This is a genomic window from Pseudomonas sp. B33.4, from assembly GCF_034555375.1.
Taxonomy (GTDB): Bacteria; Pseudomonadota; Gammaproteobacteria; order Pseudomonadales; family Pseudomonadaceae; genus Aquipseudomonas.
The window spans coordinates 3,763,190-3,780,588 of sequence record NZ_CP140706.1 but is presented as its reverse complement, the minus strand read 5'-3'; the positions used below and the strand labels follow the sequence as shown (position 1 = coordinate 3,780,588).

Genomic DNA, 17,399 nt, shown 5'->3' with positions numbered 1-17,399 from the left:
CGCTTTATGCAAGGAAGTTGTATGCACGGTTCAATCACACAGTTCGCCCGTCATTGCCTCGCCGGTGCGCTGCTCTCGGCAATGGCGCTGAGCGCTCAGGCCAAAGCCTTGCCCGGCGCGCCGGCACCGTTCGACAAAGGTCAGGTGCAGATCGCGCTGGTGGGGTATCTGTTTTCCGGGGACTTTCCCGAGGCGTATCTACGCGGTGTCGAGAAGCAGACCGAAGCGCTGGGGGCCAACCTGCGGGTATTCGATGCCCGGCAGCAGGCGGCGAGTCAGGGCGAGATGATCGATCAGGCGATTGATCTGGGCGTCGACGGCATCATCGTTCAGCTCGGCCTGGCAGAAACGCTGAAAGCGCCGATTGACCGGGCCATCGCCAAAGGCATCAAGGTCGTCGCTTTTGACGTCGATCTGAACACCCCGCAAGTGACCCAAGTCGAGCAGGATCACCATGCACTGGCGCGTCTGGCGCTGGATCAGGCCGTCAAGGACAACGGCACGAAGTTCGATGCCGGCTACGTGTACATCAGTGGTTTTACACCGATGGAGCGTCGCGATGAAGTCTGGAGTCAGGTCAAGAAAGCCAATCCGGGGATCGTCGAGAAGGCACGCTTTGGCACGCTGAATCCGCCGATCGCCAACTCGGTCGCAGATCAGGCCAGCGCCGTGCTTCGAGCCAACCTGGGTATCAGCGTGATTTTTGCGCCGTTCGATGAATTCGCCAAAGGCGCGAAAATCGCCGTGGATGAGGCCGGGCTGACGAGCAAGGTGAAGATCTACAGCGCCGATATTTCCACCGCCGATATTCAGATCATGAAAGAGCCGGACAGCGCTTGGGCGGCGACGGCGGCGGTCAATCCGCAAGTGGCGGGGGCGATCAGCGTGCGCAGTCTGGCGATGTTGATTGCCGGGGAGAGTCCGGGGCATCAGGTGCTGGTGCCGCCGACGCTGATTACCCGTCAGCAGTTGCTGGATCTGGATGTGAAAAACGTTCGAGATCTGGCGCAGAAACTCCCGGCCTTCGGTGATACCGCCAATGTCGCGCGGGCGCCGTGGATCCCGGTGGTCAACTAGATCCTCCTACCGACAACGATCCCCTGTAGGAGTGAGCCTGCTCGCGATGGCGTCAGGTCTGTCGACATCTTTGGCGCTTGACCCAGCGCTATCGCGAGCAGGCTCACTCCTACAGGGAATTGGGGGCACCCTTGAAAATGGAGTGACTATGCACAACAAAGCTGCACGCTTACACAAAAGCCGTTCCCCGAAAACCGATCCGGCACTCGGTAAACGACTGCCCCCAGGCCAAGTGCTGACGGAGCGATTTCCAATTCTCCACGAAGGCGAAATCCCGGACTACGACCTCGCCAACTGGTCGCTGCGCCTGTTCGGCACGCTCGCACAGCCTATCGAATTACGTTACGCCGACCTGCAGGCACTGCCGCAACGACAACTGCGCTGCGACATCCATTGCGTGACACGCTGGTCGAAGTTCGACACCGAGTGGAGTGGGGTGCATCTGCAGGATTTGTTGCAGGCGTTCGATATCCAGCCAACCTCGGCGTTCGTCATGGCCCATGCCGACCACGATTACCAGACCAACTTGCGACTCGATGATCTGTTACACCCCGACAGCTTGTTGGCCACCCACTACGCCGGCCAGCCGCTGAGCGCGCAACATGGCTGGCCGTTGCGGCTGGTGGTGGCGGGGCGGTATTTCTGGAAGAGCGCGAAGTGGCTGCGCGGGCTCGAATTTGTCGAGCAGGAACAACCGGGGTTCTGGGAGCAGAACGGCTTTCATCTGCACGCCGATCCGTTTGCCGAACAGCGTTTCAGTGGTGATGAACTGGATATTGCCGAGGATGCCTGGCTGGGAAAAGAGTTCGACTAAGTAGCGTCTGATGCAGATCAAAACTGTAGGAGTGAGCCTGCTCGCGATAGCGGTGTGTCAGTTGACAACTTTCTTACTGATATACCGCTATCGCGAGCAGGCTCACTCCTGCAGGGAACCGTATTTCAGTCTAAAAATTGTTTTTAGTTGGTTGAAGTGTTGGCCCCGCAACACTTCTGCTGAACTAAGAACAATCCTTTAGAGCGATCTAACCTAAGCGTTATTGGTTCTTTTACGAGTTGCGGCAGCTCGTCTAGCATCGGCTTTCAAGGGGAAACGTCTCACGTTGGGGAAACTGCAACTCACCGTAAAAAAGCTTTACTGCCTTCCAGAAATCCAAAACTACAGCAGACATTGCCGCGCATTGCTTGCCGAACTTTATTGTCGGCAACGGCCGGGTATTAACTGCGATTCAAGGAGCTGTTATATGCAATACCGTTCCCGTTCATTACTGGCGGCTGCTGTCGTGTCCGCTATCTGGCAACTTCCGGCCAACGCCGAAGAAACTTCCGTCAGCGCTGCCAGCGAATCCCGACTCGGCACCGTGTTGGTCACCGGCACCCGTGGCACTTCACGCACCGTGCTCGATTCGCCGGTCCCGGTCGATGTGCTCACCGCCGAAGACCTCAAATCCGCTGGCGCCGCTGACGGTGAACTGGGCGCGGCGTTGCAGACGTTGCTGCCATCCTTCAGCCTGCCGCGCCAATCCAACTCCGGCGGCGCCGACCACGTGCGCGCGGCGCAACTGCGTGGCATGAGCCCGGATCAGGTGCTGGTGCTGGTCAACGGCAAGCGCCGCCATACGTCGGCGGTGGTCAACGATTCCTCGAAGATTGGTCGCGGTACCGCCCCGGTCGACTTCAACTCGATCCCGCTCAGTGCGATCAAACGCATCGAAGTGCTGCGTGACGGCGCCGGCGCGCAGTACGGTTCCGACGCGATTGCCGGGGTGATCAACATCATCCTCGACGACGCCCCCGAGGGCGGAGAAGTGTCCACCAGCTATGGCGCCTATCACACCCATCAGGACGCCATCGACAAGACCACCACCGACGGCCAGAACAGCGTCACCACCGCGAAGATCGGTACGCGCCTGGGCGAAGAGGGCGGGTTTATCCGTGGAGGCACCGAATACAAGGATCGCAACCCGACCAACCGCGCCGGTTTCGACGGTTTTGCCGACAGCCCCGGCCAGCGCAACTATGTGATGGGCGACGGCGTTGCGCGTGACGTCAACCTCTGGTTCAACAGTGAACTGCCGCTGGCCGGCGGCAAAGCCTACAGCTTCGGCACCTATAACCAGCGTCACACCACCGGCGCCGAGTTCTATCGCTACCCGTCCGAACAACCGCAGTTCTACCCCAACGGCTACTTGCCGCAATCGCTCGGCGACAATAAAGACGTCTCCGCCACCGCCGGTTTCAAAGGCCTGATCGGTGACGAGTGGGACTTCGACAGCAGCGTCACCCACGGTCGCAACCGCTTCGATGGCTCGACCCGACGCACGCTTAACGTCAGCCTCGGCGAAGACTCACCCACGAAGTTCGACACCGGCGATTACGAGCTGCGGCAGACCACCACCAACCTCGACTTCAGCCGTGAACTGCGTCTTGGCGAGCGCTCCTTTGTATTGGCGGTTGGCGGCGAATACCGCTACGAAAACTACCTGACCTATGCCGGTGACGAGGCCTCCTATATTGGCTCCGGAGCCGACGGCGCCAATGGCCTGCGGCCGAGCGAAGAGTCGGATCTGGATCGCAATGTGTTCGGCACTTACGCCGAGTTGTCCGGCGATCTCACTGACCGCTTCTTCGTTGACGCCGCCACCCGCTGGGAGCATTACGACGATGCCGGCAGCAAGCTCACCGGCAAACTCAGCGGTCGCTACAAACTCACCGAACAATGGGCCCTGCGCGGTGCGGTGTCGAACAACTTCCGCGCACCGTCGCTGGCGCAGAGTGGCTTCCAGAACACCACCAGCAACTTCGGCGATGGCGGTACGCTGACTGACATCCGCGTGCTCTCGGTCAACGACCCGATCGCCCGTGCGCTGGGTGCCGAGAAGCTTGATCCGGAAACCTCGAAGAACTTCAGCCTTGGCCTGACTTTCCAGTTGAACGAACGCTTCGACGCGTCGCTGGACGTGTTCCGCATCGACGTCAAAGACCGCATCACCCTGTCGCAACGCATTGGCAGCGATGCCTTGGAAAACTACATCAACGACAACTTCGGCGTCGCCGGTGTGCACGACGTCAACTTCTTCACCAACGCCGCCGACACCAGCACCCACGGCGCCGAACTGGTGCTCAACTACCATCAGCCGTTCTACGACGGGCAACTGGGCCTGACCACCGCGTACACCTACAACCACACCAAAGTCACCAGCACCAAAGGCACGCCATCGCAACTGACGGCGCTGGGCATCGGCAATGACGCCCTCGTTGGCGTCGAAGAAACCAACACCTTGACCGACGCGGCGCCGAAGGATCGTTTCATCTTTTCCGCCAACTGGGCCAGCGAGCACTGGGGCTTGCTCGGTCGCCTGACGCGCCAGGGCGAGACCACCCGGGTGTTCGATTTTGGTGATTCGCAACCGGAGCAAACCTACGGCGCGGTGTGGCAACTGGACGCCGAAGTGGCTTACAAATTTACGCCGAAATTCAACATTGCCGTGGGCGGCAACAATCTCACCGACAACTACCCGGAACGTTCTGGTTCGGCGATCAACTACGGCGGCAACCTGCCGTACGACGTGCTCTCACCAATCGGCACCAACGGCGCCTACTACTACGCTCGCGCCACCTATGGTTTCTGAGGCGGGGCCGGGGCGGCATCTGCCGGTGTTTCAGGCGTTGCTGATCACGCTGGGCATGGTGATCACCACCGACATCCTGAAAACCGCGCCGACCGTGGCCCTCAATGTCGGGCCGGAATATTTCTACCTGGTGTGGGTGCTGGGCGGTGTCGCCTCAATGATCGGCGCGCTGTGTTTTGCCGAGATGGCCACGGCGTTTCCGCATCCGGGCGGCGACTATCACTTTCTGCGCACGGCGTATGGCGAACGCATGGGGTTTTTGTTCGCCTGGTCGCGGTTTTCGGTGATGCACACCGGGTGGATTGCCTTGTCGGCGTTCATGTTTGCCGATTATGTCGATGCGGTGGTGCCGCTGGGTCAGTACGGTTCGGGGTTGTTTGCCGGGGTGGTGATTGCCGCGCTGGTGCTGCTCAACCTCACTGGCAAGCACATTGGTTTTATGACCCAGACTGTGTTGGTGGGGCTGTTGGCGCTGGGCTTTTTGAGCATTGCCAGTGCCGGCGTTTTTTTGGCCTGGCAAGGTATCGAAGCGCCTGCGCCGGGTGTCTCGCCCGTCGCGGAAAACACCGGTATGGCGGGGTTTTCGGCGGCGATGATTTTTGTGTTTCTGGCGTTCGGCGGCTGGAGCGATGCGGCGACATTATCGGCGGAAGTGCGTGATGGCCGGCGGGGGATTTTCATCGCCATGCTCGGTGCGCTGAGCGTATTGATGGCGATCTATCTGGCGCTGAATTGGGCGTTCGTTCAGGGCTTGGGATTCGCTGGATTAGCGGCCAGCAATGCACCGGCGGTCGAGTTGTTGAACCGGGCCTTCGGTGCGCCGGGTGTCATGCTGATTTTGCTGATGGTCGGTATCGCCGCGATTGCGACCATCAACTCGACGCTGCTGGTCGGCGCTCGCACTACTTACGCTGCTGCGCGCGATGTACCGCAACTGCGCAGTTTTGGCGCCTGGGATGACCGCCATGGTGTGCCGCGCAAAGCGTTGCTGGCGGAAGGTGCGGTGGCGTTGTTGCTGGTGCTGTTTGGCAGTTTTACCCAGAGCGGTTTCAACACAATGGTCGAGTACCTGACCCCGGTGTACTGGCTGTTTCTGAGTTTGAGCAGTGTGGCGCTGATTATTCTGCGGCGGCGTTTTCCCGAGGTGCCGAGGCCGGTCAAGGTGCCGTTGTATCCGCTGTTGCCGCTGCTGTTTTTCGGGTTGTGCCTGTACATGCTGTATTCCAGCGTGACGGTGGTGGGGGTGGGGGCGTTTTTCGGGATTGGGGTGTTGCTGGTGGGGGCTGTGCTTTTGGCTGGATTAAGTCGTTTGAAGGCGGACCCTCACCCCAGCCCTCTCCCAGAGGGAGAGGGGGCCGACCGAGGTGTCTTGGGTGATACATCGACCTGAAAGACCGAGTCGATTATGGATTCAGTGAAGCAAATACAGGTCGAAATCGATTACGGATTCAGTGAAGCACGTTCAGGTCGGCGTACTTCTTCAATATCCCCGGATCGGTTCCCTCTCCCTTTGGGAGAGGGCTAGGGTGAGGGGCTTCTGATTCTAGAAGGACACCTCCGCCGGCTGCGACAACCGCAGCACCGACAAATCCCCGGTAATACGCTTGTAAGCCAGTCGAATCGCTTCGATGCTGGCCCCATTCTTCGCACTGTTCTCATGCAAGATCACAATCACCTTGGTGCTCAAGCGCTCAGGCTCCTTCGCGCCCTTGTCCCGCCACTGCCCATAAGCATCCAGCACACTGAAACCATCAGGAAACCGCGACGTAACCTCCTGATCAAGAAACTCGCGCCAGCGCGCCGGGCTGACCGCACCTTCCTTGCCATCAATCGAACCCACGGAAAAGTACAACTCGGTACGAATCCACTGCGCCTGAGCCGGCCGTGAAGCATCGCCTTGCAGAGTCGAACTGGCGGGATCATGGGTGTGGACGGACGCAGGAGGAGGGCTGGCACAACCGGCGACGGCGAGGAATAAAGCCGCCAGGAAAAGACGTTGAGGCATGGAACATCCTTATTGATCGTTAGGAGAACCCATCGAGTATAAGGTTGCGGTTTGCTCGCCAATAAAGACCTAAAAGGCAGGCTTTTAGGCGCTTCGGGAATAACCCGCTTACGTCGTTCCCGGCGGTTTCGCCAATGCGATTCCGGCCGCTCCGAGGCGCTTGAGAATTTCAAACAACAAGTCACTTTTGGTCACCCCGACAATCCTCGGGCTGCCTACATATCCGGTGACCGACAAGGCAATCCCGTCCGGCGACAACTTGCTGAAACGCACAAAAGGGGCGGGTTTATCGAGGATGGTTTCATTCTCCCGATAAGTATTGAGCAACAGGTCCTTGACCTCTTCAGGATCGATGTCCAGCGGGAACACCAGTTCCAGCCCCGCCACGCCTTGGGCGCTGCCGCCCAACGTCACGTTGCGCAGGTTCTGCGAGATCAGTTGCGAGTTGGGCACGATGACGATCGAGCGGTCGCTGAGCTGGATTTCCGTGGCGCGCACGTTGATGCGGCGGATGTCGCCTTCCACACCGCTGATGCTGATCAAGTCGCCGACCTTCACCGGTCGTTCCGTCAGCAGAATCAGGCCCGAGACGAAATTCTTCACGATCTCCTGCAAACCAAAGCCGATGCCCACCGACAGCGCACTGACGATCCACGCCAGATTGGTCCACTGCACGCCCAGTGACGACAGTGTCAACAGAATCACAAAGGCATAACCGATGTTGGAAAACAGCGTGCTCAGCGACGCACACATGCCCGGGTCCATGTCGGTCTTGGGCAGGAACTCATTGTCGAGCCAGCGGCGCAGGGCGCGGATCAGCCAGATACCGATCATCAGCGCCAGCACGGCATTGAGCAGGTGGCCGGGGACGATGTTCAGCTTGCGCAGCCCGGCACCGCCGAGGATCGCCATGATGTTGCTCGCCAGTTGCCCGAGCGTGGTGCCGATGCCGCCGACAAACAGGGCGATGACCGCCAGCAACAGCAGCGCTGCCCGACTGAAACCCGATAGCAGAATCTCGATCTGATCAAGCCGTCGATCACCAATGCCGAGCAGCTGTTTGAGCGCCTTGCCGCTCGCATGGCGGGGTGAAAACACATGCTCACAGACGTCCTTGACCAGTTGAATCAGCAGGTAGAAACCCGACAAGACAATGTACGCCCACACCAGCTCATAACTGATGAACCGTGCCAGTGATACGTAGCCGGTGAGCAGGGCAATCGCCGAGACAAACATCGAGATGCTCGCGATGGTGTAAATCACCCCGGCAAATGTGCTGTTGGCCGCCGAGGCATCATTGGCCGCGACCAGTGCCTTGCGCATTTTGCCGACGCGCAACAGCAGGACCGTCACGATCGCCAGCACGACGATCGAAATGACCCCGCGCCCGGCGATCACGATCTGGCTGCTCATGCCGGTGGCATTGCTGACCTGCACCAGCGTCACCAGCACCAGCAGCGTGCAGGACAAAATGCGCGGGTAGGGTCTGAGCGCCAGCGCGACCTGATCGGCAATCGCCGGCAGGCGCCACGAGGGATGTTCGGTCGACAGCAACGCGCGGCTTAGGCCGGTGATCAGCACGCAGGCATATACAACCTTCTCGAACTCTTCGGAAAACGTTTCCAGCACAGGGGGTAACGGTTGGTGGCGGGTGCAGGCATAGAACAGCAACTGCAAGGCAATGCCGGTGGTGGCAATGGTCGCCAGCGCCGAGGCGAACGCCAGCGCACTGCGGCGCAGACGTCCCTCGGGCATGCGGTAAATGCACACCCAGGTCAGACCGCGTTCGGCCAGCCTGCGCCCGAACGTCCAGATGATCAGCGCCAACGCCATCAGCACACTGGTGTAAACGCGTTGGCCCGGGGCCCACACGGTGGCCCATGTGTCGCGCACCTGCGCGACGAAAAAACGCAGACGCTGACGATCATCCTCGGTCGGATTCACCAGTGGCAACCAGAAACTTGGACTCAGCACGCTGTCAGTGCCCAGCGTCAGTTCACTTTCCAGCAACGTGCGGCGGATACCGGCAATCTGCGTAATAAGATCCGCGGCACTCTGCTTCAATGCCGCGAGACTTTTCAGCGTGCCGTCGACCTTGCTCTTCTGTTCCGCCAGGGACGCCCGTTGCGCGACGATATCCGCCTGTTCCGCCGCCACCTCGGCATCTGGCGCCGCTCCCAACACCCCTAACTGCACGGCCAGTTGCGCCTGCTGCGGCAACAACGCCGCCGACAACCGGTCGACATCCAGAATGAACGCCTGCACCCGATCCTGCGGGCCCTCGAGCTGGTTATAGTTGTTCGCGGCGGAAATCTGTTGTTTGAGGCCATCGAGGCGCAGTTGCAAGGCCTGCAGATCGCTTTGCGAAATCACCGGCAACGGCGCGGCAGCGGTGGTTACCGGCGCCGGCAAGTCGGCTGCCCACAGCGGCGGACTGCCGCCAACCAGCAGCATGAACACGACAAAAAACAACGACTTCAATGTGTTGCGCATGGGTGAGGCGGCTCGAATGAATCACACAGTCTATGAGGTTAGGTGATCGAGCCGATCGAGGAGGAAAACTTTTGGGCAGAGCAGGGCCGGTGAGCAGAGTTTCAAAACGAAAAAAGCCCGACGGGTGAGGTCGGGCCTTTCTTCGGTGACGGCGATGAAGCGCTGCATTCAGACGGCGCGGCGTTCAATCAAACGGTCTGAACCACCTTCGGCGACGGCATCGCTGAACAGCGGATCGGTTTCGGTTGCGGCGGCTACCGCGTCGCTGAACAGTGGATCAGTCTGGGTCGCGGCGGCTACTGCATCGCTGAACAGTGGATCGGTCTGGGTCGCGGCGGCTACTGCGTCGCTGAACAGTGGATCGGTCTGAGTGGCAGGGGCATCGGCAAAAGCATTCAGGGCGAAGAGCGAGAAAGCGATGCTGAAAAGTGCTTGGCGTTTCATGATGAGTGCTCCGTGGTGTAGTGGGTTTGTCTGGAGCCGATCTTACGCCGCAGGATCGATAAGAGAACTTCATTGAATTAATGGTTGTTATTGATGGGGTTAATGACTGGGGTGCGCGCGGCATTCCCGAGTGGAATGCATGGCATGAAATTAATGAATTTTTCTTATCTGGCGTGTCAGCGTAGTTTTCTCTGAAACAGAAAGGAGTCTCGTCGTGAACCCAACATCAGCAGAAAAATTCGACACCTCCCGCGCCAGCGAATACGCCCGACAAAGTCGCATCGCCCTGGCCGGCTACGATGCCTGTCACGATCTGGCGGCGTGCATGTTGGCCGCCAGTCTCGGTTCGCGCCCGGCCAACATACTGGTGGTCGGCGCCGGCGGTACGGCGCAGGAAATCATTGCGATGGCGGCGCTGGAACCGCAGTGGCGTTTCATTGCCGTTGATCCTTCCGCGCCGATGCTGGAAGCCGCCGTGCAGCATCTGCAGGCCAACGACTTGCTGCATCGGACGCAGGTTCATCTCGGGCATGTCGACGACCTGCCCGCCGATGCGTCATTCGACGCGGCGACGTTGATCGGTGTGCTCCATCATCTGAACGGTGACGATCCCAAGCGCCAGATCCTGCAATCGATTCAGGCACGTCTCAAGCCGGGCGCGCCGCTGATTGTCGCGGGCAACCATTACGCCTATGCCAGTCAACCGTTATTGCTGCAAGCGTGGGGGCAGCGCTGGCGGCAGCAGGGGGCGAGCGCGGAGGAGGTGAAGGCCAAGCTTGGCAAGATTCTGCAAGGCGCCGATCCGCCGCACTCCGAGGCGGCGGTTCAGGCGTTGCTGCGTGAGGCCGGGTTTGGCGAGGCGACGCGGTTTTTCAGCAGTTTGTTCTGGGGGGCGTGGCTGGCGTGTAAAAGCGACAGCCTCTAAAAGTAGCGACTTGGTACTTCCCCCAGCACTTGCTTGAATACCGTCGCAAACGCACTGGAGCTGCTGTAGCCCAAGTCCATGGCGACTTGTGTGACCGACTGACCTTTGCCCAGCATGACAATCGCCGCCAGCAGGCAGGCTTGCTGCCGCCATTCGATAAAGCTGATCCCGGTGTGCAATCGAAAATGTCGGGTAAAGGTGCGTCGGCTCATTCCTGCACGTTGCGCCATGTCGTCGATACCGACCTCCAGCGAAGGCTGCTGCAGAAACGCCCGGCACACGGCCGCCAGTCGTGGCTCTGCCGGCAACGGCGCATTGAGCGAAAGCACGGGCATGCTGGCGATTTCGTGCAGCAGCAATCCCATCAAATGGCCGTCATGCCCTTGCGTGGAATAGCGCGCCGGTACATCGATGGCTTTCAACAGCAGATGGCGCAATAACGGCGACACATCCAGCACCTGGCATTGCCCCGGCAGACCGAGGCGCTGCGCCGCTTGTTTGCGGATGTAGGTGTTGTGCAGCGTAACCGGCCCGCGCATTTGCATGGAGTGCGGCAGTTGCGCAGGAACCCAGATGCCACGTTGCGGCGGCACGACCCAGTTGCCGTCATCGGTAAAAACGGTGATGACGCCGCTGGCGGCGTAGGCAAATTGGCCGCGCTGATGATCGTGCAGCGGGAACAGCGTGCCATCCGCGTAATCGATGGCGGTCACGACGGCATCGCGCGGGGTGTTTTGATAGGGATGGCGGGTGATTTCTCGCATGGCCCGATTCTAATGAAAGTTGGCCTGTGACTGAAAGCAGGCCATGACAATTGCCTGCATATTTCTCCGCGTCCGAGTACTTCCGCTCGGCACCGGGAAAGATCGAACATGCAAAAGAAACATCTGCTACTCGCCGTTCTGGTGACGGCTGTCTGGGGATTGAACTTCCCCGTGACCAAACTCGGACTGGCCGCGATCGACCCGCTGTTGCTCACCGCGCTACGTTTCACGTTGGCTGCCTTGCCTTGGGTGTTCTTCGTCGAGCGTCCACGCGTGGCGTTTCGCTGGCTGGCTGCCTACGGATTGATTTTCGGTGTGGCCATGTGGGCATTGATCAACCTGGGCATCGCGTGGGGCGTGCCCCCCGGAACCGCATCGCTGCTGATCCAGTTCAGTGCGTTTTTCACTTTGGGCTGGGGTGTGGTTTTTTTCGGCGAACGTTTGGAACGGCTGCAATGGCTTGGCACCTTGCTGGCCGCATCAGGCCTGACAGGCATCGTACTGAGTCGGCCCGGCGACGCCTCGACGGCCGGTTTGGCACTGGTCATTGGCAGCGCCCTGGCGTGGAGCATCGGCAACGTCGTGATCAAGGTCTCGAAGGTGCGTGAGATCTTTGCGTTTGTGGTGTGGGCCAGCGTGTTTCCTCCGATCCCGCTCATGCTGCTGACATGGCTGCTGCACGGTTCGGCACCGTTCACTGCGCTGCCGTCGCAGCTCAATGCGATGACCGTTTTTTCGCTCGCGTTTCAGGTCTTCGCGGCGACGCACTTCAGTTATTGGGGATGGAACCTGCTGTTGCGCGAATACCCGATTTCGCGCGTCGCGCCGTTGTCACTGTTGATTCCCCTGTTTGGGATCTTCAGTTCGATAGCGATTTTCGGCCAGTATCCAAGCCTCTTTGACTGGCTTTCGATCTTGCTGGTGTTACTCGCGATCCCCTTGGGATCAGGGCACGTGCACGCCATGCTGCTGCGCCTTCGGGTCCGCCAGCCACTGTGCTCTGGATAACCCGTAGCACTTGCACAGGGCAGGTGCCCCGGAAAGGTTCAATTCGGCGTCATACAAGTGCCCGGCGCCGATTTTCAACAGCGCTTTTTGCGAGCGAAGGTTGGCGGGGCCGACGTGGAAATAGACGGTGTCGTAGACCTTGAAGGCATGTTCCAGCATCAGTCGCTTCAACTCACGATTGGCATCGCCACCCCATTTCGCCCGCACCAGAAAGGTATAGCCGATGGCGATACTCGCGGGTTGATCCGGCGGCGTGTAGTAGCTGGACATCCCCACGATCTGCCCCGACTCCTTATCGATGACGGCGAGTGCTTTTGCGCTGGCCAGGCGTGCAGCAAAGTATGCTTCAAACACTGGCCGTTCATAGCGATCGCTGGCGGGGTGACCGGCCCAGATGAGTGGATCACTGGCCGCCAGAAACAGTGCTTGAAAATCACTGAAGATCAACGCCCTGAGTTTCAGCGTGCTTCCATCAAGGACGGGTTGGCAGTCGAAGGTGCGCAAAGGCATGGTTTCCGTTCCTGGTCGATCTGGGGAGTGCGGTCAGTTTAGGGTGGCAGCACGTTAAGGAAAGATCCATTTCGAGGTGGATTCATGGAACCATCGGCCTACGGGTTTCGCAGGGCAAGTTGGTGGATCTGTTGCGTTGAAAGGTATGCAAACGTTTGACGTTGGTCTGTATGCAGATTGGCGATTCTCGGACAGGTGCCGTTCATGAGCGATCGTTTAGCCAGAATAGGTCGCGTGCGGGCGCTGGAAGAGTCCGGTGTGCTGCTGGGCTATCGCGCGCAACTGGACCCTACCGCACTCGGCCTCAATTTCTCTGCGATGGTCTTTGTCACGTTGCGTGAGGGTGACCGGCCAGCGGTCGAGGCCTTCGAAACGGCGCTGCTGGACATTGCACAAGTGGTCGATGCGCAAAGGCTGTTTGGCGAACCGGATTACTTGCTGCACGTCATCACTGAGGACTTGCCTGCGTTCCAGCGTCTGTATGACGAAAGCCTGTCGACCTTGCCCAACGTGCAGCGGCTGACCTCGACGCTGGTGATGAAACGAGTAGTGCAGGATCGGCCGTTGCCGTTGTAGCTGAGGGGAATTTCAGCTTTCGCTGGTTTCGACTGGCTCTGCGGCTTCAGCTTCCAGTTTCGCCCGGTCAGCCTTGCTGATGTACTTGGGCTTTTTCGGCGCCAGTTTGGCGCTGGCCTTTTTGGCCTTTTCCTTGAACAACTGCTTGAGTTTCTTTTGACGATTCATGTTTTCTACCCGGTCTGCAAGTTTGAATATCGGTTAGCGAAGGGCGTAAACGTACGCATCAAGGGGCGAGCCGTCAGCGAGTGTCACCTGCGTCAGAACACGCTGGTATTCGCCGCCTTCGAACTCATCGAGGCCCGCCCAATGTGCGGCGAAGTTTTCCGACGAGAAAACGTAGCCTTGGATATCGTCGCCATCGTCGGCAATCACCAGCCCCGGGAAGCCCATTTCCGCGCCCCAGCCTGCCTGAGCCAAACGGCCCTTGACCGAGGCGGTTTGCCATGTGCCGCCGATGTTCAGCATGACATGCTCATTCGGGCGCCCTGGTCCCAGGGTTCCATAAACGAATAGACGCTCCACGTTTGCTCCTTTCGCTCGAAAAGGGGCGAATCCTGACGTAAGCCTAGGGCCAAGGCAATGCCAATTCCTCACATTGCGATGAAGTCGCGTACAGCTTTGATGGTCGGCGCCGGGGCTTCTTCCATCAGCCAATGTCCGGCTGCTGGAATGACCACCTCGGTGACGTTGTCCGCAGCATTGCGCATGACGATCGCTTCGTTGTTGCCGAAGGATTTTTCACCACCGACGGCCAGTACCGGCATGCTCAAGTGTTTCTGCAGGACCGGAGCGTTATCGAGGGCGTCCTGACGAATGCTGCGGAACTGCGCGAACGCGGCGTGCATGGCGCCAGGGCGGGCGTAAAGCTTGGCGTAATGCTGGCGGGTGCCTTCATCAACTTTCGCCGGGGTGCCGGCGAATTCGTTCCAGAAGCGGTCAAGGTAGATGCGCTCGCGCCCGGCGACCAGACGCTCCATGTCCGCGCCGCCGAAGTCGAAGTGCCAGAGCATCGGCGAGCGGACAATGTCGTTCCACGGCGTGATGCCGGGGACGGGTGCGTCCATCACCACCAGGCGCTCGGTCAGCTCTGGATAGCGCGCGGCATAGGCAAACGCGACCATGGTGCCGATGTCATGCCCGATGACCACCGAGTGCTCGATCTTCAATGCGCTCAACACCTGACGAATGTCGCCGGCCTGGGTTTTCTTGTCGTAGCCGCCCTGTGGGATCGATGACAAACCCATGCCGCGCAGATCCGGCACCACCACGGTGTGATCGCGCGCCAGATCCGCCGCCAGCGGCGCCCACATATCGCCGGTATCCCCGAAACCATGCAACAAAACAACCGCCGGGCCTTTGCCACCGACACGCACGTGCATTGTCGCGCCTTCGACCTTGATGTCCTCAGTGTGGAAGGTCGGCGGGAAGGGGGCGACGTCGGCCAAAGCCTGGAAACTCAGGGCAATAAGGGCGAGGGCGGCCAGTAGCGGACGAGTCATGACGAAGTCTCCAAGCGTGGGGGGATGGAGAGAGCGTAGACGTATCGATCAGGGCTGGCGGAGTTTCATCCTCAAGCAAACGCCGCCTCGATAAACGCTCCCAGCGCCTGCTCTTCAAGAATCTCGATCGAGAAATGTCCGAAGCGTTTCGGCAGCCAGATGATGCGCGTTCCGGACGGGTGTCGATGGGCTGGGCCTAATCGACGATCGGTCAGCCGGAATATACTAAGCTGATGTGTAACGTCAAGATGACACAGGAGCATCCCACCATGAAGGCGCGCCGCATGATCAAGTCACGTACGTTGATTGCAACGATTTCTTCCCTGGCCCTGGTTTTCAGTTCGGCGATGGCATTGGCTGATCCCGGTAATGGAAAAGGTCAGGGGCAGGGCAATGGCAAGGGCAATCCACAGAACATGCAGGGCCACGGTAACCAGAAAGGTAACGGCAACAAGGGCAACAACTCGGGTGGTGACTGGAGTCATGGCCCAAGCATTGATCGCGGCAATGTGCTCGGGATTGTTGGCGGCTATCGCGACTACTGGAGCCCGGGCCCCTCGCTGCCACCGGGCATTCAAAAGAACCTGGCACGCGGCAAGCCATTGCCGCCCGGTATCGCGAAAAAGCTCGATGGACGGCTGGTCGGTCATCTGCCGCATTACGATGGCTACGAATGGCAGCAGGCGGGCACGGATCTGATCCTGGTCGCGCTGGCCACCGGCCTGATTTATGAGGTGCTCAACGGGGCGTTTGATTAAGATTTTCTGCCCGCACCACTGCGCACCACCCACCTCGATCAAACGATTTTCAAAGCACTCAGCACAATCAGCGATTGCTCGGCAAACGCCTGGGCCTGTTCGGTCAGCGCGGCGATGTTGGCGTCGACGGTGGTCAGCGTTTTGCCGTCCTTGACCAACACTTCGTTCTGTTCGGCGATGACGCTCCATGCCAGTTGCGCCCACTCCGCCGGGTGCTGCTTGCCTTGACGAATTGCAATCAGAAACAGTTGCTGGATACGACTGACGGTGACGCCGCCACCGGTAACCGGGCTGCTCAGCACCTGAATGTCGGCGTTGAACAGCGCGCGCTTGCACAGTTGCAGGTTGAACGCAGCGCAGCGTTCGTAAACCAGCGCCTCGGCGGCTTCGCTCTGGCACGGGGCTACCGCGCCCATGCTGACCAGGATGGCGATGGCTTGTTCGAGATCGTCATAGGCCATTGGCGACACTGCATCGAGCAACTGCTGCATCGTTTTGGCTTCATAGGTCTGGCCCGCGAGTGCATCGAGGACCGGGCCATAAATTTCTGGTTGCAGTGACGCTTCGCCTGCGGGGCCGGTGACGCTGGACGCCACGTTTTCTACCGGTTGCATAAGGACAAAACGCGTACTGAGCATGCGCGACCGGCGCTCGGTCGCGCTGAGTCGGTTGGCACCGCGCACGTACAGGTCGCGACGGAAAGCCTGGTTGACGAAGTAGTCACGCGCCTGCTCGCGCATTATCGGGTGCTCGATACCGTCGAGAAAGGCCAGGCCTTCGGCGCTCAGGTTGAGTACGTCGACCGAATCCAGCGGCACCGCCGTCGTGACGTAATCGAGCTTGGCCGGGGCCAGCGCATCCACCATGTCGGCGAAATACATGCAGTTCCAGTCGCGATTGAAATATTCATGGGCGACGTATTGGCGGTCCTGACCTTTGATGGTCTGCAGCCGGGCACCCAGACTCGGCGCGGCGATGGCGTACTTGGGGTTGGCCGCCAGCAACGCTTCGGAAAACTGCAGCGCGGCATCGATGCGCTGATCCGGCCGCGTCGAGTGACTGGCAAAGCGGTCGTGCAGGCTGAACAACTGGCGCAACGGCGCCGAAGGCGACCAGCCCGGGAAGGCGTTGTAGCTGACGTACAGATGACCACCCGGTTTGAGGTGGCGCCGGGCGAATTCGACGATCAGTTTCTGGTTGTCTCGGCTGACCCAGGTCCAGATGCCGTGCAGGCTGATGCTGTCGAACTGCGGCAGATCATGGCGCGCCAGCAGTTGCTCGAAGCTGTCGTCATACAGCTGCGCACCGTTGTTGCCAAGCGCTGCCAGTTCAATGGCATGGGCTGCCTGACCGGGGTGGAAGTCCGTACCGACGAAGCCGGCAGGACTGGCCGTGGCGTGAATATTGATCGACACACCCTGACCAAAACCGAGTTCGCAGTGATAGCCGTCGGGATTGTCCAGACCGGCAAAGCCGCGCAACAACAGGCAGTAACGCTGGAAAACCGGATTGATTTCCCGGCTATAGCTGTAGGTGTAGCCTTCGTCGGTGAAATAACCTTCGTTCCAGGCATTGCTCATGGGTGCAGCCTCTTGAATCGTAATGGAAAGTAGCTCTTGTAAAAGGCATGGACGTGCGTCGTTCAGTCTTGCGCAGGCCACCCGCATGTTGTCGGCAGGATCGAACCATTCGATAGGGTTCGTGCTGA

At 59.6% G+C, this 17,399-nt stretch carries 16 protein-coding genes and 2 pseudogenes; 8 read left to right on the top strand and 10 right to left on the bottom strand.

The window, feature by feature from the left end:
- Positions 1 to 21 precede the first annotated feature (21 nt).
- The 4 genes from U6037_RS16575 (at position 22) to U6037_RS16560 (ending at position 6,096) form a co-directional block, all read left to right on the top strand.
- Entirely contained in the window at positions 22 to 1,077 is a 1,056-nt protein-coding gene (locus U6037_RS16575; protein ID WP_322843773.1) for a substrate-binding domain-containing protein, read from the top strand.
- 148 nt (positions 1,078 to 1,225) lie between these two features.
- Positions 1,226 to 1,891, top strand: coding sequence for a sulfite oxidase-like oxidoreductase (locus U6037_RS16570; RefSeq protein ID WP_322843772.1), 666 nt, complete (start codon positions 1,226 to 1,228; stop codon positions 1,889 to 1,891).
- Positions 1,892 to 2,318: 427 nt separating this feature from the next.
- Positions 2,319 to 4,706, top strand: a complete 2,388-nt coding sequence (locus tag U6037_RS16565; RefSeq protein ID WP_322843771.1) for a TonB-dependent receptor — start codon at positions 2,319 to 2,321, stop codon at positions 4,704 to 4,706.
- Entirely contained in the window at positions 4,696 to 6,096 is a 1,401-nt protein-coding gene (locus U6037_RS16560; protein ID WP_322843770.1) for an APC family permease, read from the top strand. Before U6037_RS16565 ends, U6037_RS16560 begins: the two co-directional genes overlap by 11 nt.
- Before the next feature lie 153 nt (positions 6,097 to 6,249).
- On the opposite strand, the gene U6037_RS16555 is transcribed toward U6037_RS16560, so the two are convergent.
- The 3 genes from U6037_RS16555 to U6037_RS16545 all read right to left on the bottom strand — a co-directional run bounded on the left by U6037_RS16555 (position 6,250) and on the right by U6037_RS16545 (position 9,648).
- Entirely contained in the window at positions 6,250 to 6,711 is a 462-nt protein-coding gene (locus U6037_RS16555; protein WP_322843769.1) for a DUF3574 domain-containing protein, read from the bottom strand.
- Between the two features lie 108 nt (positions 6,712 to 6,819).
- Positions 6,820 to 9,204, bottom strand: a complete 2,385-nt coding sequence (locus tag U6037_RS16550) for a DUF3772 domain-containing protein (protein WP_322843768.1) — start codon at positions 9,202 to 9,204, stop codon at positions 6,820 to 6,822.
- Positions 9,205 to 9,372: 168 nt separating this feature from the next.
- Positions 9,373 to 9,648 carry a hypothetical protein gene (locus tag U6037_RS16545; protein ID WP_322843767.1) on the bottom strand — a complete coding sequence of 92 codons (276 nt, stop codon included), beginning with the start codon at positions 9,646 to 9,648 and terminating at the stop codon, positions 9,373 to 9,375.
- A 214-nt stretch (positions 9,649 to 9,862) separates the two neighbouring features.
- Here U6037_RS16545 and U6037_RS16540 point away from each other — a divergent pair, with 214 nt between their 5' ends.
- Positions 9,863 to 10,573, top strand: a complete 711-nt coding sequence (locus U6037_RS16540; protein ID WP_322843766.1) for a class I SAM-dependent methyltransferase — start codon at positions 9,863 to 9,865, stop codon at positions 10,571 to 10,573.
- Here the strand turns inward: U6037_RS16540 and U6037_RS16535 are convergent.
- Positions 10,570 to 11,337: a helix-turn-helix transcriptional regulator gene (locus tag U6037_RS16535; RefSeq protein ID WP_322843765.1), complete on the bottom strand. Its 768-nt coding sequence runs from the start codon at positions 11,335 to 11,337 to the stop codon at positions 10,570 to 10,572. The genes U6037_RS16540 and U6037_RS16535 overlap by 4 nt on opposite strands.
- A gap of 108 nt (positions 11,338 to 11,445) precedes the next feature.
- Between U6037_RS16535 and U6037_RS16530 the strand changes: the two genes are divergently transcribed.
- The gene (locus U6037_RS16530) at positions 11,446 to 12,345 is read left to right on the top strand and encodes an EamA family transporter (RefSeq protein ID WP_322843764.1); all 900 of its coding nucleotides are present in this window, start codon (positions 11,446 to 11,448) and stop codon (positions 12,343 to 12,345) included.
- Here the strand turns inward: U6037_RS16530 and U6037_RS16525 are convergent.
- Positions 12,283 to 12,855, bottom strand: coding sequence for a GNAT family N-acetyltransferase (locus U6037_RS16525; protein WP_322843763.1), 573 nt, complete (start codon positions 12,853 to 12,855; stop codon positions 12,283 to 12,285). The genes U6037_RS16530 and U6037_RS16525 overlap by 63 nt on opposite strands.
- 231 nt (positions 12,856 to 13,086) lie before the next feature.
- Between U6037_RS16525 and U6037_RS16520 the strand changes: the two are divergent.
- Positions 13,087 to 13,431, top strand: a pseudogene (locus tag U6037_RS16520) (Lrp/AsnC family transcriptional regulator); the annotation flags it as partial.
- A gap of 12 nt (positions 13,432 to 13,443) precedes the next feature.
- Here the strand turns inward: U6037_RS16520 and U6037_RS16515 are convergent.
- The 4 genes and pseudogenes from U6037_RS16515 to U6037_RS29475 form a co-directional block, all read right to left on the bottom strand.
- Complete coding sequence (locus tag U6037_RS16515; protein WP_077572520.1) at positions 13,444 to 13,599, bottom strand: DUF2986 domain-containing protein; 156 nt, start codon at positions 13,597 to 13,599, stop codon at positions 13,444 to 13,446.
- Between the two features lie 33 nt (positions 13,600 to 13,632).
- A complete protein-coding gene (locus tag U6037_RS16510; RefSeq protein ID WP_322843762.1) occupies positions 13,633 to 13,956 on the bottom strand; it encodes a gamma-glutamylcyclotransferase family protein in 324 nt (107 codons plus the stop codon).
- A gap of 68 nt (positions 13,957 to 14,024) precedes the next feature.
- Entirely contained in the window at positions 14,025 to 14,933 is a 909-nt protein-coding gene (locus U6037_RS16505) for an alpha/beta hydrolase (RefSeq protein ID WP_322843761.1), read from the bottom strand.
- Between the two features lie 71 nt (positions 14,934 to 15,004).
- A pseudogene (locus tag U6037_RS29475) lies at positions 15,005 to 15,112 on the bottom strand (methylmalonyl-CoA epimerase); the annotation flags it as partial.
- 105 nt (positions 15,113 to 15,217) lie between these two features.
- On the opposite strand from U6037_RS29475, the gene U6037_RS16500 reads away from it, so the two are divergent.
- Positions 15,218 to 15,691, top strand: coding sequence for an anti-virulence regulator CigR family protein (locus U6037_RS16500; protein WP_322847336.1), 474 nt, complete (start codon positions 15,218 to 15,220; stop codon positions 15,689 to 15,691).
- A 38-nt stretch (positions 15,692 to 15,729) separates the two neighbouring features.
- Here the strand turns inward: U6037_RS16500 and U6037_RS16495 are convergent, their stop codons facing one another.
- Positions 15,730 to 17,271, bottom strand: a complete 1,542-nt coding sequence (locus U6037_RS16495) for a class I SAM-dependent methyltransferase (RefSeq protein WP_322843760.1) — start codon at positions 17,269 to 17,271, stop codon at positions 15,730 to 15,732.
- Positions 17,272 to 17,399: the final 128 nt, after the last annotated feature.

Bases quoted from the DNA above. Each gene is read 5' to 3' on its own strand.
- U6037_RS16575 (WP_322843773.1), top strand. From the start codon at position 22: ATGCACGGTTCAATCACACAGTTCGCCCGTCATTGCCTCGCCGGTGCG.
- U6037_RS16570 (WP_322843772.1), top strand. From the start codon at position 1,226: ATGCACAACAAAGCTGCACGCTTACACAAAAGCCGTTCCCCGAAAACC.
- U6037_RS16565 (WP_322843771.1), top strand. From the start codon at position 2,319: ATGCAATACCGTTCCCGTTCATTACTGGCGGCTGCTGTCGTGTCCGCT.
- U6037_RS16560 (WP_322843770.1), top strand. From the start codon at position 4,696: ATGGTTTCTGAGGCGGGGCCGGGGCGGCATCTGCCGGTGTTTCAGGCG.
- U6037_RS16555 (WP_322843769.1), bottom strand. From the start codon at position 6,711: ATGCCTCAACGTCTTTTCCTGGCGGCTTTATTCCTCGCCGTCGCCGGT.
- U6037_RS16550 (WP_322843768.1), bottom strand. From the start codon at position 9,204: ATGCGCAACACATTGAAGTCGTTGTTTTTTGTCGTGTTCATGCTGCTG.
- U6037_RS16545 (WP_322843767.1), bottom strand. From the start codon at position 9,648: ATGAAACGCCAAGCACTTTTCAGCATCGCTTTCTCGCTCTTCGCCCTG.
- U6037_RS16535 (WP_322843765.1), bottom strand. From the start codon at position 11,337: ATGCGAGAAATCACCCGCCATCCCTATCAAAACACCCCGCGCGATGCC.
- U6037_RS16530 (WP_322843764.1), top strand. From the start codon at position 11,446: ATGCAAAAGAAACATCTGCTACTCGCCGTTCTGGTGACGGCTGTCTGG.
- U6037_RS16525 (WP_322843763.1), bottom strand. From the start codon at position 12,855: ATGCCTTTGCGCACCTTCGACTGCCAACCCGTCCTTGATGGAAGCACG.
- U6037_RS16515 (WP_077572520.1), bottom strand. From the start codon at position 13,599: ATGAATCGTCAAAAGAAACTCAAGCAGTTGTTCAAGGAAAAGGCCAAA.
- U6037_RS16505 (WP_322843761.1), bottom strand. From the start codon at position 14,933: ATGACTCGTCCGCTACTGGCCGCCCTCGCCCTTATTGCCCTGAGTTTC.
- U6037_RS16500 (WP_322847336.1), top strand. From the start codon at position 15,218: ATGATCAAGTCACGTACGTTGATTGCAACGATTTCTTCCCTGGCCCTG.
- U6037_RS16495 (WP_322843760.1), bottom strand. From the start codon at position 17,271: ATGAGCAATGCCTGGAACGAAGGTTATTTCACCGACGAAGGCTACACC.